Origin of the sequence: Flaviramulus multivorans, from assembly GCF_021728415.1 — a bacterium.
GTDB lineage: Bacteria > Bacteroidota > Bacteroidia > Flavobacteriales > Flavobacteriaceae > Sabulilitoribacter > Sabulilitoribacter multivorans.
On sequence record NZ_JAKKDV010000005.1, the window covers coordinates 12,572 to 27,066 of the forward strand.

Genomic DNA, 14,495 nt, shown 5'->3' on the forward strand with positions numbered 1-14,495 from the left:
TTTATTTTTTGTAACAAAATTTAAAATAATTCAACATATAAAAGAATCAACAAAAAACATATAAAATGACAGCACACGAAATAGATTATAGAATCTACGGCGAAGAAATGCAATACGTAGAAATAGAATTAGACCCTAACGAAGGCGTTGTAGCCGAAGCAGGAAGTTTTATGATGATGGACGATGGTATTAAAATGGAAACTATTTTTGGAGATGGTTCTCAAAAGGATTCCGGGTTTCTTGGTAAAATATTGGGGGCTGGAAAAAGAATCTTAACAGGGGAAAGTTTGTTTATGACAGCCTTTTATAACACCGTAGTTGGTAAACGCAACGTGTCATTTGCCTCACCGTATCCTGGAAAAATTATACCCATTGATTTAACGGAATTTGGTGGTAAATTCATTTGTCAAAAAGACGCCTTTTTATGTGCCGCAAAAGGAGTAAGCGTTGGCATCGAATTTTCAAAAAAACTGGGACGTGGACTTTTTGGTGGCGAAGGGTTTATTATGCAAAAATTAGAAGGTGATGGTATGGCCTTTGTTCATGCTGGTGGTACCATGGCAAGAAAGGAATTAGCAGTTGGCGAAACGCTTCGAGTTGATACTGGATGTATCGTCGGGTTTGATCAAACAGTGGATTACGATATTGAATTTGTCGGTGGTATTAAGAACACGGTGTTTGGTGGCGAAGGCTTATTTTTCGCAAAACTACAAGGCCCAGGGACTGTTTATGTGCAATCTTTACCATTTAGTAGGCTTGCTGGTCGTGTATTAGCATCGGCTCCTAGAGGTGGAGGAAAAGATAAAGGAGAAGGTAGTATATTAGGTGGTTTAGGAGACTTATTAGATGGAGATAATCGATTTTAAATGTTAAATATCCCATAATTTAAAGGTGGCAAACAATTTTTTATTAAATTTAACAGTTAAATAAAAAAAGGAGCCTATACCAAATTCTACTTTTACATTACAAACCTAAACCTTAAAATAACATGGCTAGAGCAATGCTTGAGTATACCAAAACTGTACTTAATAAAGTTAGTTTTGACGCTACGTTGTTTTGCAAAGAAGTACAAAAGGCCTTAACCCGTTTATTGCCTTATGAGATTGAAGAGCTTAAAATATTTATTCGTTCTCTTGTACAGCAAAACCCAGAATTAAATCAATGTTTAATTTATTTAAAACCATAAAAAAAAGCGACCAATTGGTCGCTTTTTTATTTTGTTGGTAATGGACTAATAATTTTTACATCCTGAAACGCAATAGCACCTCTAATAATACCAGATATTACATCTTGTAATGATTCTATAATTTGCATTTTTAACTCGCTTTTATGGTATATAATACTTACCTCTCTGGCGGGAGCAGGATCGTTGAAATAATGCAAGTTCTCTTTTTCTTCATCATTAATATCTAAAGTATGTAAATAGGGAAGAAGTGTCATACCTAATCCTTCGTTTGATAACTTTACTAAGGTTTCAATGCTACCACTCTCTAGTTGAAACTTGTCATCTAAATGGTTTTTAAAAACCTTACAAATATTTAGTACACCATCACGAAAACAGTGCCCGTCTTCAAGCAATAGCATATCATCAACATCTAAATCATCTACATTTATTTTTTTGTTTGTATAAAGTCTATGCCCTTTAGGTATGTAACTAACAAATGGTTCAAAATATAGAACCCGTTCTTTAATTGATTCATCTTCCAAAGGCGTTGCTGCAATGGCAGCATCTAAATGACCTTCTTTTATCCTTGCTATAATTTCTTCGGTAGTTAACTCCTCTATTTTTAGTTTTACCTTCGGGTGTTTTTTAATAAAAGTTTTTAAAAACATAGGCAATAGAGTAGGCATTACTGTGGGTATAATACCTAATTTAAATTCACCACCAATAAACCCCTTTTGCTGGTCTACAATATCTTGAATTCTATACGATTCATTAACTATATTTCTTGCTTGGTTTACAATTTTTTTTCCAACATCTGTAAGCTCAATGGGTTTTTTACTTCTATCAAAAATTTGCACATCCAACTCGTCTTCTAGTTTCTGAATTTGCATACTTAATGTAGGTTGCGTAACAAAACATTTTTCAGCGGCTTTAGTAAAGTTTTGATTTTCAGCAACTGCTAAAACATAGTATAGTTGAGTAATAGTCATATGTATCAATTTAGGTTATAAAATTACAAAAACTATCAATAATACTTATGGAAACAGATGTTAATAATAAATTAAACTTACTCACTTTGTTGGTAATCGAGCATAAAAAAAGCGACTCTCAAAGTCGCTTTTTTTTTTTTTAATGCTGTTTAAAGGCTTAGAAAACAATTTTCATTTCCAAATCTTCATTTTTTAAATCAAATTTCGCTTGAGCATATTGCGGTGGACCATAGCTTATTGGATTGTTCGACATGCCATATGACTCTTTAGGCATACCGTTTTCTTCAAAATCCATACGTCTATTTTCATTAACGTCATGTAATGCCATAATCGCATAAGTTCTAGGTTCTACATTATCAAAAGTGATAGAAATTTTGCCATCAACAATTTTGCTTTCTAAGTTTTGAATTCCCGGACCTTTCATAAAGGTTTCTTCAGTGTGTAACGATAGCAATACGTTGCCATTGTTGTTAGTAATGTTTTCGATAGTGACAGTGATGGATTGTCCCGTTTTTTCTTCTTGCGAAAAACTAAAAGTTACTGATAATAATAGTGTGATGATTAATGATAGTGCTTTCATGATATATGGTTTATTTTGTTTAACAATTCAAATATCTAACACTAAACTTAAGTTCAATAATTGTTATTACTGAACTGTAGATTTAGTATGATGAAATGTTGTTTAAAGATGAAAGTAAATGCAAATAACTACTAAAGAAGCCCTCGAGCCTTAATTTCCAGATATTTATTAATGGTATCAATAGTTAAATTCTCTGGTGTTGTTAAGATAGAATAGATGCCATATTTTTTTAGCTCATTCACAATAAGGCGTTTTTCAAAAGCGAATTTTTCTGCAATTACCTTATCGTAAACTTGTTGTAAGGTTTCTGCTTTATTTTTAATTAAATCATTCAGCTCGGTATTTTTAAAGAAAATAACGACCAATAAATGGCTTTTTGCAATAGCTTTTAAATAGGGTAGTTGTCGTTCTAAACCATCTAAAGTCTCAAAATTAGTGTACATTAAAATAAGGCTACGGTGTGTAATATGCCTTTTAATATTGCTATATAATCTACTGAAATCGCTTTCAAAAAAATCGGTTTTAACATTGTAAAGCGATTCCAAAATAAGTTGCATTTGCGAGCTCCGTCTTTCTGCAACCACAACATTTTCAATACGTTTAGAAAATGAAAACATACCAGCTTTATCATGCTTTTTTAAAACCACATTACTGATAACTAAGGCGGAATTTATGGCATAATCTAAAAGACTTAATCCATTAAAAGGCATTTTCATGATGCGTCCTTTATCAATTATAGAATAGACAGGTTGCGATTTTTCGTCCTGAAACTGATTTACCATTAGTTGGTTTTTTTTGGCTGTGGCCTTCCAATTTATCGTGCGTAAATCATCACCTAAAACATAATCTTTAATTTGTTCAAACTCCATAGAATGTCCCAAACGGCGCACCTTTTTAAGTCCGTATTCCAAAGAATTTTGATTAATATTTAATAGTTCAAACTTTTTCAATTGCTTAAAACTAGGGTAGGTTGGTACCATAGCACCATTTTCAAAAGTGAAACGTTTTGCTACTATATTTAGAACAGACGAGGCATACACATTTAAATTGCCAAAGTAATATTCGCCACGTTCAGTTGGTTTTAGGCTGTAGCTTATTGACTTTGATTTTCTAGAAGAAATGGTGTCTTTTAACTTGAAATCTCGAACCTGAAATTGCTCAGGTATTTCATCAATGATTTCTAAATGAATAGTAATTGGGTAATTGTTATTGAGATGTAATTTTACCAAATTATTATCACCATTAGAAAATTTATCTGGTAATATTCTGCTGGCTTCAATTTTGTTCTTACCAACAAATATTATAAGGAAATCTAAAACAAAAAGAAGTCCTAAAACTAAAATTGAAAGTTGTGCAATATTAAATAACACTGGGATGAAATAACTTAAAGCAAACAATACCACAATGCCAATACCAGCATAAAAAAAACGGGGTTGTATGTAAAAGGGTTTAAAAAATTTCATTCTAGTTGTTATTGCTTTTTCTTGTTTAAAACGGAATAGTTTTATTAGTTTTCAATAGGTTTTCCAATCTCGTCTATATCTTCATGATTTCCGTGACCTTTTGGATTAGCCCCGTATTCATTAGCGCCATAGTCACTATCTCCAAAAAGCATCCAAAGTCCATAAAATGGTATGATTTGAAACCATCCACTGTTACCTCTATCATGACATCGTTTCGCTCCTTGCGCCAAAAGGAACCATAATAATGGTATCCATATAAAAAAGATTAATATGGAAAAGGAATCATCTAAATTAGCAATGATTGATCCTCCTCCTATGTAAATTAACAAGTAAATTAAATAACTTAATCCGTATTCTGTTCTTCTTATTCTTCCGGTAAATGAAAATGGGTTTTTAAACATGGTTTTTGGTTTTCTTTGGTTAGTATCTATCGTGGTATCTCAACCGTTTCAATAATTTGTTTTATAATTTGTTTGCTAGTTACACCTTCCATTTCACGCTCTGGTGTAACTATAACTCTATGATGTAACACAGGAATAGCCGCTCGTTTTATGTCTTCTGGAGTTACAAAATCACGACCAGACATGGCTGCAAATGCTTTACTAGCTTTTAAAATGGCAATAGATGCTCTTGGTGAAGCGCCTAAGTATAAAAAAGGATTGCTTCTTGTGGCAACAATAAGTTGTGCAATATATTTAAGCAAATGCTCCTCAACCAAAATTTGAGCCACTAAGTGTTGATATTCCGAAATTTGTTTTGCTGTTAAAAACGAGGTGATTTCATCCGTTTTAACTTTGTCTTTCAATTGATGTTCTCTTGTAATAATCTCAATTTCATCATCTAAATTAGGGTAGTCCACATCTATTTTAAACAAAAAACGGTCTAACTGCGCTTCAGGTAATCTGTAAGTTCCCTCTTGTTCTATAGGGTTTTGTGTTGCTAACACCATAAAAGGTGAGTCTAACATAAACTTGTTACCATCAATAGTAATTTGTTGTTCTTCCATAACTTCAAATAAGGCTGCTTGCGTTTTCGCCGGCGCTCTATTAATTTCATCAATCAAAATCATATTGGAGAAAATAGGACCTTTTTTAAACTCAAATTCCGAGTCTTTTAAATTGAAAACCGAAGTTCCTAAAATATCGCTAGGCATTAAATCTGGTGTGAATTGGATACGACTAAATCCTACGCTTAACGATTTTGCCAACAATTTCGCGGTAATGGTTTTTGCAACTCCTGGAACACCTTCAATAAGCGAATGCCCTTTAGCTAAAAGCGATGCGATAAGCATATCCACCATATCTTTTTGCCCAACAATAACTTTTCCTACCTCTTGTTTTATGTTGTTGACACTTTGTTGAAGTTCGGATAAATCCAATCGGTTTTTAAATTGTAAATCCGCATTGTCATCTAAAGCACTGCTATCGATAGATGAAAGCAACTCAGATTCTGGTTTTGTGTCTTTCGGGTCCTGTGATTCTTTATTTTCGTCCATAATTATTTTGAATAAAATGCTTCAATATGTCTGTTTAATTTTACTAAGTTTTCTTCAAAAAACTCGTTTTTAGATTTCAACCAATTTATAAAATCCACAAGCTTTTTAACATCCTCGTGTTTCTTTCCTGTTTTTAAAGTGAGTTTTTCTGTAAATACATCGTCTAAAACGGAAGTGTCTAAATTATAATCGTTTCTTATTTTTTCTAAAAAGTACGTTATTTTTTTATCTATTAGGTTTTTGTGATCTTGAGTTTCGAAGTAAAGATTTGATACCGTTTTAACAAAAGCCACCGTCGTATTTTGTAAAGGTTTAATGATTTTTATGATACGTTGTCGGCGCTTCGCATTAAAAATCATGAAAAGGATTCCGAAAACAAGGGCTGTATACCAAGCCCATTTGAAAGATAATTGCTCTAAAAACCAACTCAGGTTTGATTCTTTTTCAACGTCACCATCATATCCAGTTTGTATCTTAGTATAAGAATCAAAATACACATCGTTTGCGGGTAAATAAGACATTACACCTTCTACATATTTATATCTATCTTCTTTTAAAAGGTTGTAATTAGTAAAGACTTTTGGTTCTAAATGCAGATAAATATTACCATTACCAAAAGGAACTTGTAAAAAATTTGGATGTAAATAATCTATTTTGGAATACCCTAGAATACTATAATTAATTGAATCAAAACTAGAGAAATACATATCACCTTCATTTCTATCAATCAAAATATCATCTATGTTCACATATTTTAAAGATAAATGAGAGATGCTATCTTTCTCGTTTTCTATAAAATCGGTACTTATATAAAGCGTGTCATGCAATTTTTGAGAGAAGCTATAATCTGAAATGAACAAAGTATTACCAGCATCAACAAAATTTAATAACTCGTCAACCGAGTCATCTTCTAAATAATCGGAATTTCCTATAATAATAAAACTCCCTTCGGCAACATGCTCACCATAACCATCTTCCGAATTGGCGATTAAATAACTAGCGGGTTGGTGGTAAACGGTTCTTACTTTATAATCTTTAAAAAGTTTCGGTAATTCCTTGTAAAAAACGCTCACACCATAAGGTTTGTTACTTTTTTCATCATAGGATTCTTCCCAATCAACCGTTTTTGTCCGTTTAATACTAATGGCTAATGACGCCGTAACTATTAAAGCAACTATTATGATAAGTATAGGCAAAACTTTTTTCATTATTTCACCTGATTTAAAAGGGTTATAAAATTGCTTTTCGCTTTATTATACTGCTCTAAATTAACCGAAAATTCACCATACCAAATATAATTGTAGAGGTATGACGTATAAACAAACTTATCATTAAAAGGCGTTGTGCTTACTTCATTTAGATATTCACTATTGGTCTTGTCGTCTTCAAATTTTATGTAGCTTTTTAAACTTAAATTTTTTAAAACCAGTAAGTAATAGTATCTAATGGCTAGCCTGAAGTTATTATTGGTTTCCGCATCTTTTATTAAAGCATCGATATCGGCATTCTCAATATTTTCAGCGGTTATTTCCTCAAAACCATTTACTTTTTTGTGTTGTTTTGATGAAAATAAGCCAGAACCACCTTCATTAAATAATATGTATGCCAAATAAATAACGGCTAATGCTATGGCTAAATAAAACAACCAACTTAACGGACCAAGATTTATTGAAAAATCATCTTGATTATTACGCTCTTTTCTTCGGTCTTCAGCAGTTTTATAGGCTTCATATTTACCAGAACCGGATGGTGTATTGGTTACAATGGCATCACCCTCATAATTATATTTTTCACCTGAATAACGTTCTTTGAAGTCGTTTTCAAACTGTCTAATTTGCTGAGGTTCTTGCGATGTGTTTGCACAGAACAAGCTTTGATAATGACAAAGCATTAAAACCCAAAACCATACTATATGTAACGTTTTTATCTTCAAGAATTAGACAAGATTAGGTGCGGATTTTGAGTAATTTCTTTTTGAACTTTAAAAGGATATATAAGGTAGTAATAACTAATAATGCTTAATGTAATGAGGATAATTCCAACCGATAACCAATGTGGCATAATGTTAGAATAACGTGTAACAAAGCCTTCTAAAAAGCCAGCGAAAAAGGTAAACGGAAAGGTGCTTATTAAAATTTTAATGCCAGTTTTTGCACCCATTTTAAACGATGTATACCTTGAATGTGTTGCTGGAAATAAGATACTTGCGCCCAAAATTAAGCCCGCTGCGGCTTCAATAACAATAGCAAATATTTCCATGGAACCATGAATCCAAATTCCACGAACACTTTCCCAAAACACTTCTTTTTCATAGAAGAAATATTGAAAAGAGCCTAACATAATACAGTTTTTAAACATAATGTATAAGGTGCCAATTCCTAAAAAAACACCAAAAACAAAGGCTATAATGCCAACCCGTAAATTGTTTATGGTAATACCAATAAAGCTGCCCCAATTACTACCGCTTTTATAGACCGCAACGGGGTCGCCTTTTTCAATATTTTCTAAAGACATATTAACATAGTTGTCTCCTAAAACCGAACGTACAAACTCACCATCGTTGGCTGCCGAAATAACACCAATAAACGTAAAGGAAAAAAAGATTATAAACGCTATATAAATAAATTTTCGGTATTGGTAGCAAATTAAAGGCACTTCAGTTTTCCAGAAACCAACAATTCTATTGGTGTCTTCCCGTTTAGTTTTATAAATTTTTTGAAACGCTTTAGCTGCTAACTGGTTAAGGTAAACTATTACTTTGCTTTTAGGATAGTAGGTTTGTGCGTAAGCTAAATCGTTTATTAAATGAATGTATTGCGAAGCCAATTCATCGGGGTCTTTAAAATCATTATTAAAGACAGCTTTTTCAAAGCTTAACCATTTTTCCTTATTTTGTTTGATGAATGAAACTTCCCTCATATATTTCTTCTGTAAAAAACTGAATTTTGCATCTAAAAAACTACAAAATTTAGTTTCACTTCAGCAACCACTTCGTTAATCTATGCAATTTATTCATGCATTCTTTTTAAATTTCCAAATGAATAAATTCATGTATTTTTGATAAATTAAAATATAAAATGTCAGAGTTACAAATTAACACGACCCAAAATGTAAAAATAATGTTCAATGCCGCAGGAGCAGGTGAACGTTTGTTGGCATTCCTAATTGATACCGCTATAAAAATAGGGTATATGCTGGTTTTAAACTGGACGGTTGGCGCTTTTGATAATATGGATGAATGGTCTCAAATTGGCATTAATACCATATTAAGTTTCCCGGTAATGTTTTATACTTTGGCGTTGGAATCCTTATTACAAGGACAAACCATTGGCAAGCGCGTTATGAAAATTAAAGTGGTGAAGATTGATGGCTATCAAGCCTCTTTGGCCGATTATGTAGTAAGGTGGTTTTTTAGAATTGTAGATATATATATATTTGGATTGGGCTTTTTCGTGATGCTTTTCAATAAAAAAACACAACGATTGGGCGATATGGCAGCAGGAACAGCCGTTATCGGATTAAAAGATAGCGTAAATATTAGTCATACCATTCTTGAAAACTTGAAAGAGGACTATAAACCTACCTATCCTAATGTTATAAAATTATCCGATAACGATGCACGTATTATTAAAGAAACGTTTACGGTGGCAAAAGCCTCTAAAGACTACCAAACCCTCATAAAACTCCGGTCTAAGATTATGGAAGTAGTTGGTATAAAAACCATTAAACATAAAACGGATATGGAGTTTATAGATGTAATTTTAAAAGACTATAATTTTTATACCCAAGATATGTAAGCAGAGATCCAATTTTATTAAGCAAAATTGTGTGAATCGCTTATCCTGAACTTTGTCTCAGGATCTTATTAATTAAAAAACTATGTTTTATACTATTGATATTTTAGGAACCATTGCTTTTGCAATTTCAGGTGTTTTAGTAGCTATTCATAAAAAAATGGACTTGTTTGGAATACTCATCATTGCCTTTGTTACTGCCGTTGGGGGTGGAACACTTCGAGATTTATTAATAGGCAATACACCAGTAGGTTGGATGCAAGATATAACGTTTACCTATGTTATTTTAGCATCAGCCATATTCGCTATCCTATTCCGTAGCAAAATTAATTACCTACGCACCTCATTATTTTTGTTCGATACTATTGGTATTGGGCTGTACACTTTAATAGGTATCGAAAAAGGTATCAATGCCGGTTTGCATCCTATAATTTGTATTGCTTTAGGAACCATGACAGCTAGTTTTGGCGGTGTTATTCGCGATATTTTATGTAACGAAATTCCTGTCATTTTTAGAAAAGAAATCTACGCAACCGCCTGTATCTTGGGTGGTATCACCTATTTTTTATTAAGCAAATCACCTATAGAAAACAATATCGTTTTTATAATCGCGGGCGTTGTAGTTATCGTAACCAGAATACTAGCTGTAAAATTTAAAATAGCCTTACCAACTATTTATAAAGAGTAAAATTATTTTGGCGTTACCTAAAGGTCGGGCTTTTTGCGTTCCGCGGTAACTTGCTTCAATCCCTAACGCAAACACATAGAAACTTTTGTTTTATTATAAAGCGTAATTAAATATATACCGCGTTGCCTCTTGGATTTTATTTTGAATAGGCACCTGAAGAATATGTCAGTTCGTAACTATGAGTGTAGATTTCAAAAACAATTCCAAAGGGGTCTTCAACATAGCACATTTTAAAAGGCTTTTCATTCGGATAATATTCTCTGATTGGCATCCTTTGTTTTCCTCTATAAGACAAAATTTTATCAATGAGTTCTTCAATATTTGGGTCTTGTACACAAAAATGAAAGAGACCAGTATTGAAAGGATTAAATTCAGGTGCTTCTTTAATTCCGTTCGGGAAGGAAAATAATTCAATTCCAATACCGTCCGAAGTTGCTAAATGAGCAATTTCAAATTCATCCCAATCGTTGCCAAAAACGTCAATACACATTTGACCAATAGCAGTTTCCTTTTCTTTTTTAACTTTTGAAGGTTGCATAATTATATACCAACCCATTACTTCTGAGTAGAATTTTACTGCTTCTTCGATGTTAGGAACTGTTATCCCTATATGTGAAAATGATTTCGGATAATTTTTATTAATTGTCATAAGTTATATTTTAGATTGCAAAAATAATCTATATTTGTCTAATTGGCAATAACTTACTAAAAAGTAGTATAGTTACCTAAACGAGTAAAATGCAGATAATCAATAATATATAGTTTAATTTTGAATAAAGATAATAGCTGTCCATTAAATTATACGATGAATTTAATAGGAACAAAATGGAAACCTTTAATTTTATTTCATTTATTAGAAGGCGGTTTACGTTCAGGAATATTACAGAAAAAAATTCCAGGGATTTCAAATAAAATGTTTACACAAACAGTAAGAGATTTAGAAAAGGATGGACTTATTTCCAGAAAAGTTTTTCCAGTAGTGCCTCCTAAAGTGGAATATAGATTAACTAATAGAGGAAAATCTCTTGAGGATATTTTAAGACGTTTAGATAAATGGGGTTCTGATGACTATTAGAATTAATTGAGTAGTCTCGATTTCAAATATGTTAACTACATAATATAACTTTTTTCAATCTGAAATAAGTTCAAGATAAACGGGGTCGGGCTTTCTGCGTTACACGGTAACTCGCTTCAACCCCTAACGCGATGCAATCATGTAATCGTATAATTTGGAATATTCGTTTAACGGTCTCGGCTAGAAGTAGTTGCGAGGATTTTTGGAAGTAGGCGATAACAAGCAATTACTTATAGCCATTGTTGGCAACTGGTTTTTTTTAGTCCATTTCAAATCCGTAAATAGTGGTTTGCATTCCAGCAATTTTCCATTCTCCATTTATTTTCTCCATAAGTCTAGTTTCACGTTTTAGTCCTCGAATCGAGTCCTGCTGCTCATAAGTAACCCAAGCTCCATTTCCGTATAGACGTACATTGATTTTGTTCAATAGTTTAGGGACTGGTTCGGGTTCGGGATGTTCCTCTATGAATGTTTTCACGAATTGACTTATCTCTTTCCATCCGATTGATTCCGAAAAAGTGCTGTCCACAAAATTCATATAGACTTTAGAGATGCTTGGGTCGTGTACCCAGTTTTTAGTCCAAGCCTCATAATCTCTTTTGAAGGCATCTTTTGTTTCGTTATTCAGTCTATCCAAAATCGCTTGTTTTTCCAATTCAGGATTTATTTGCTCACCAACAGCCCTATTAGTTTCGGAGTTTTTCTTTTCATTACAACTTGCGAAGATGAAAAGTGTCAATAGTGAGAATGGTAATATATTTCTGATTTTCATTTCCTTGGTTTTAACTTGTTGCCAATGTAATGATATGGACTTTTTTAATACTGAAACAAGTTCAGCACAAGTAAACGAAGCTATAATTTTTTTCTGACAAAACCAAGTGTGTTTTAAGTTTAACAACACAATCTTTTTAGGTTTTGGTGTAAATCCTATTTAATTAATAATTTCAACCTTTCTAATATAAATATTTCGCAAAGGCCAATCGCCATCTTCCGTTTCTACAGCAGCAATTTTATCAACTACATCCATACCATTTATAACGCGTCCAAAAATAGTATAGTCGCCATCTAAAAAATGCGCACCACCTTTTTGGCAAACAATAAAAAACTCATAAGGTGATGCCAATTTATGAGGGTTATCAATTTCACTACTAGGCATCGAAATAACACCTCTGTCGTGTTTAAAACCACGTTTTGTATCTGGTGGCAACAGGTATTTACCTATTTTTCCTCGTTTTCTGGCAGTTTTTCTATCATCACTATTACCACCTTGGATAATAAAATTATCAATTACCCTGTAAAACTGCGTGCCTTCAAAATACTTTTGTTTGGTTAAAAAAATAAAATTAGAACGGTGAAATTTGGTTTCATTAAAAAGTAAGATATCTATGTTCCCAAAATCGGTAACAATGCGTACTTTGTTCTCTTTGTGCTTTTTATCGTATTCTAAAAAAAACTCCATCGCATTTTTTGAGTTCAGTTTAGGAAAGTCACTTTCTTTAGCCTTAACCACTTTTTTGGGAAGCTCTTTTTCAACCGTTTTAGTTGTGTCAATTTGTTGTATTGTTTTCTTTTTAGTTTGTTTATCTTCACAATTCATAAACAATAAAAAAACACTTAATAGCAATATATATTTCATATAATGGATTTCGATATTTTTCTACAATCGCTATCAAAAATAAAAAATATAGAACTACCAGCCGAAACATCTCACTTTAAAATGGTGCCTCCGTTTCGGCAAGAGTTATTAAAGCAGCAATCGTTAGCTATTAAAAAAGCTAAATATGCAGGGGTTTTAGCATTGTTTTATCCCGATTTTAATAAAAAAACAAACTTTGTTTTAATATTAAGAAAAGCTTACAATGGCGTGCATTCTGCACAAGTAGCATTTCCGGGTGGTAAATTGGATAAAGAAGATAAGTCTCTTAAAATAACCGCATTGCGAGAAACTTATGAAGAAGTTGGTGTGCCCATGGAAGCTGTTAGCGTGGTTAGAGAACTATCACAAGTTTATATTCCACCAAGTAATTTTTACGTGCAACCTTATATTGGTTTTACTAATAACACACCCAATTTTATTAAGCAAGATGATGAGGTTGAAGCGGTTTTAGAAATTGCTTTAGAGCATTTTTTAGATGATGCATCTATGATAACGAAAAGAGTGTCAACTTCATATAGTGTTGAGGTCGAGGTGCCTGCATTTAAGTTAAACGGACATGTAGTTTGGGGTGCCACAGCAATGATGTTAAGCGAAATTAAAGACCTATTAAAACAACTTATTTAGTTTTAAGATTTATTACATTTGTAGCAACTAACCAATTTGAAGTGTGATTTATGGGATTATTTAAACGAAATCCATTCGGACATATATTATTTGTAAAAAAGTGGCTCATCAGAATTTTAGGTGTCATGACACACCGACGTTTTAGAGGGTTTAACGAATTGCAAATAGAAGGCTCGGAAATCATAAAAGATTTGCCCGATACCAATGTTCTTTTTATATCAAATCACCAAACCTATTTTGCCGATGTTGTATCGATGTTTCACGTGTTTAATGCGAGTTTAAGTGGGCGTGTAGATTCTATTAAAAATGTAGGTTATCTTTGGAATCCTAAGCTTAATATTTATTATGTAGCGGCTAAAGAAACTATGAAAGCAGGCTTGTTGCCAAAAATATTAGCGTATGTAGGTTCTATAAGTATTGAGCGCACGTGGAGGGCAGAAGGTAAGGATGTAAACCGACAAGTGAAGATGAGTGATATTTCGAACATAGGAAAAGCACTAGATGATGGTTGGGTTATTACATTTCCGCAAGGAACCACAACGCCTTTTAAACCTATTAGAAAAGGAACAGCGCACATAATTAAACGCTATAAACCTATTGTAGTGCCCATTGTTATTGATGGCTTTCGTCGTTCGTTTGATAAAAAAGGACTTCGTATAAAAAAGAAAAACATCCTTCAATCGATGGAAATTAAAGCACCATTGGAGATTGATTATGACAACGAAACTACAGAAGAGATTGTTAAAAAAATAGAGTACGCCATAGAGCAACATCCTTCCTTCCTAAAAGTGATTCCACAACATGAAATAGAAGCTTTGGAAGAGTTGAACAAACTTCGAAGATGGAAGAATTAGTAATAAAATAGAAAACACTTGATTATATTGCTATAACCAAGTGCTTTCACCTAACAAAAAACCTAAAAATCAAACACTTCACTTAGGTTTCAAAAAAATATTATTAACTAA

18 protein-coding genes are annotated in these 14,495 nt (G+C 32.7%); 7 read left to right on the plus strand and 11 right to left on the minus strand.

The features are described 5' to 3' along the window. Positions 1–65 precede the first annotated feature (65 nt). Positions 66–866, plus strand: coding sequence for a TIGR00266 family protein (locus L3X39_RS11515; RefSeq protein ID WP_237231937.1), 801 nt, complete (start codon positions 66–68; stop codon positions 864–866). A 122-nt stretch (positions 867–988) separates the two neighbouring features. After that, a complete protein-coding gene (locus L3X39_RS11520; RefSeq protein ID WP_237231938.1) occupies positions 989–1,186 on the plus strand; it encodes a hypothetical protein in 198 nt (65 codons plus the stop codon). 26 nt (positions 1,187–1,212) lie between these two features. On the opposite strand, the gene L3X39_RS11525 is transcribed toward L3X39_RS11520, so the two are convergent. From L3X39_RS11525 to L3X39_RS11560, 8 genes are all read right to left on the minus strand, one after another. Further along, positions 1,213–2,154, minus strand: a complete 942-nt coding sequence (locus L3X39_RS11525; RefSeq protein WP_237231939.1) for a LysR family transcriptional regulator — start codon at positions 2,152–2,154, stop codon at positions 1,213–1,215. Positions 2,155–2,311: 157 nt separating this feature from the next. After that, entirely contained in the window at positions 2,312–2,734 is a 423-nt protein-coding gene (locus L3X39_RS11530) for a DUF2141 domain-containing protein (RefSeq protein ID WP_237231940.1), read from the minus strand. A gap of 131 nt (positions 2,735–2,865) precedes the next feature. Further along, a complete protein-coding gene (locus tag L3X39_RS11535; RefSeq protein ID WP_237231941.1) occupies positions 2,866–4,197 on the minus strand; it encodes a DUF58 domain-containing protein in 1,332 nt (443 codons plus the stop codon). Positions 4,198–4,241: 44 nt separating this feature from the next. Further along, positions 4,242–4,598, minus strand: a complete 357-nt coding sequence (locus L3X39_RS11540; protein ID WP_237231942.1) for a DUF805 domain-containing protein — start codon at positions 4,596–4,598, stop codon at positions 4,242–4,244. Positions 4,599–4,624: 26 nt separating this feature from the next. Beyond that, the gene (locus L3X39_RS11545; RefSeq protein ID WP_237231943.1) at positions 4,625–5,692 is read right to left on the minus strand and encodes an AAA family ATPase; all 1,068 of its coding nucleotides are present in this window, start codon (positions 5,690–5,692) and stop codon (positions 4,625–4,627) included. Positions 5,693–5,694: 2 nt separating this feature from the next. Further along, positions 5,695–6,900 carry a DUF4350 domain-containing protein gene (locus L3X39_RS11550; RefSeq protein WP_237231944.1) on the minus strand — a complete coding sequence of 402 codons (1,206 nt, stop codon included), beginning with the start codon at positions 6,898–6,900 and terminating at the stop codon, positions 5,695–5,697. Then, positions 6,900–7,625 (minus strand): hypothetical protein, encoded by a 726-nt coding sequence (locus L3X39_RS11555; RefSeq protein WP_237231945.1) that lies wholly within the window; start codon positions 7,623–7,625, stop codon positions 6,900–6,902. Before L3X39_RS11555 ends, L3X39_RS11550 begins: the two co-directional genes overlap by 1 nt. Then, positions 7,622–8,611: a stage II sporulation protein M gene (locus tag L3X39_RS11560; RefSeq protein WP_237231946.1), complete on the minus strand. Its 990-nt coding sequence runs from the start codon at positions 8,609–8,611 to the stop codon at positions 7,622–7,624. The genes L3X39_RS11555 and L3X39_RS11560 overlap by 4 nt, the downstream gene beginning before the upstream one ends. A gap of 158 nt (positions 8,612–8,769) precedes the next feature. Here L3X39_RS11560 and L3X39_RS11565 point away from each other — a divergent pair, with 158 nt between their 5' ends. After that, on the plus strand, positions 8,770–9,489 hold the full coding sequence (locus tag L3X39_RS11565; protein ID WP_237231947.1) for an RDD family protein: 720 nt from the start codon (positions 8,770–8,772) through the stop codon (positions 9,487–9,489). Positions 9,490–9,571: 82 nt separating this feature from the next. Next, complete coding sequence (locus L3X39_RS11570; RefSeq protein WP_237231948.1) at positions 9,572–10,174, plus strand: trimeric intracellular cation channel family protein; 603 nt, start codon at positions 9,572–9,574, stop codon at positions 10,172–10,174. Between the two features lie 136 nt (positions 10,175–10,310). Here the strand turns inward: L3X39_RS11570 and L3X39_RS11575 are convergent, their stop codons facing one another. Then, complete coding sequence (locus L3X39_RS11575) at positions 10,311–10,823, minus strand: VOC family protein (RefSeq protein ID WP_237231949.1); 513 nt, start codon at positions 10,821–10,823, stop codon at positions 10,311–10,313. A 156-nt stretch (positions 10,824–10,979) separates the two neighbouring features. Here L3X39_RS11575 and L3X39_RS11580 point away from each other — a divergent pair, with 156 nt between their 5' ends. Next, positions 10,980–11,249, plus strand: a complete 270-nt coding sequence (locus L3X39_RS11580; protein WP_237231950.1) for a winged helix-turn-helix transcriptional regulator — start codon at positions 10,980–10,982, stop codon at positions 11,247–11,249. A 259-nt stretch (positions 11,250–11,508) separates the two neighbouring features. On the opposite strand, the gene L3X39_RS11585 is transcribed toward L3X39_RS11580, so the two are convergent. Further along, positions 11,509–12,021 (minus strand): hypothetical protein, encoded by a 513-nt coding sequence (locus L3X39_RS11585; RefSeq protein WP_237231951.1) that lies wholly within the window; start codon positions 12,019–12,021, stop codon positions 11,509–11,511. A gap of 159 nt (positions 12,022–12,180) precedes the next feature. Beyond that, positions 12,181–12,885: a peptidylprolyl isomerase gene (locus L3X39_RS11590; RefSeq protein WP_237231952.1), complete on the minus strand. Its 705-nt coding sequence runs from the start codon at positions 12,883–12,885 to the stop codon at positions 12,181–12,183. 3 nt (positions 12,886–12,888) lie between these two features. On the opposite strand from L3X39_RS11590, the gene L3X39_RS11595 reads away from it, so the two are divergent. Continuing rightward, on the plus strand, positions 12,889–13,530 hold the full coding sequence (locus tag L3X39_RS11595) for an NUDIX hydrolase (RefSeq protein ID WP_237231953.1): 642 nt from the start codon (positions 12,889–12,891) through the stop codon (positions 13,528–13,530). Positions 13,531–13,580: 50 nt separating this feature from the next. Beyond that, the gene (locus tag L3X39_RS11600) at positions 13,581–14,384 is read left to right on the plus strand and encodes a lysophospholipid acyltransferase family protein (RefSeq protein ID WP_237231954.1); all 804 of its coding nucleotides are present in this window, start codon (positions 13,581–13,583) and stop codon (positions 14,382–14,384) included. The last annotated feature ends 111 nt before the right edge of the window (positions 14,385–14,495 follow it).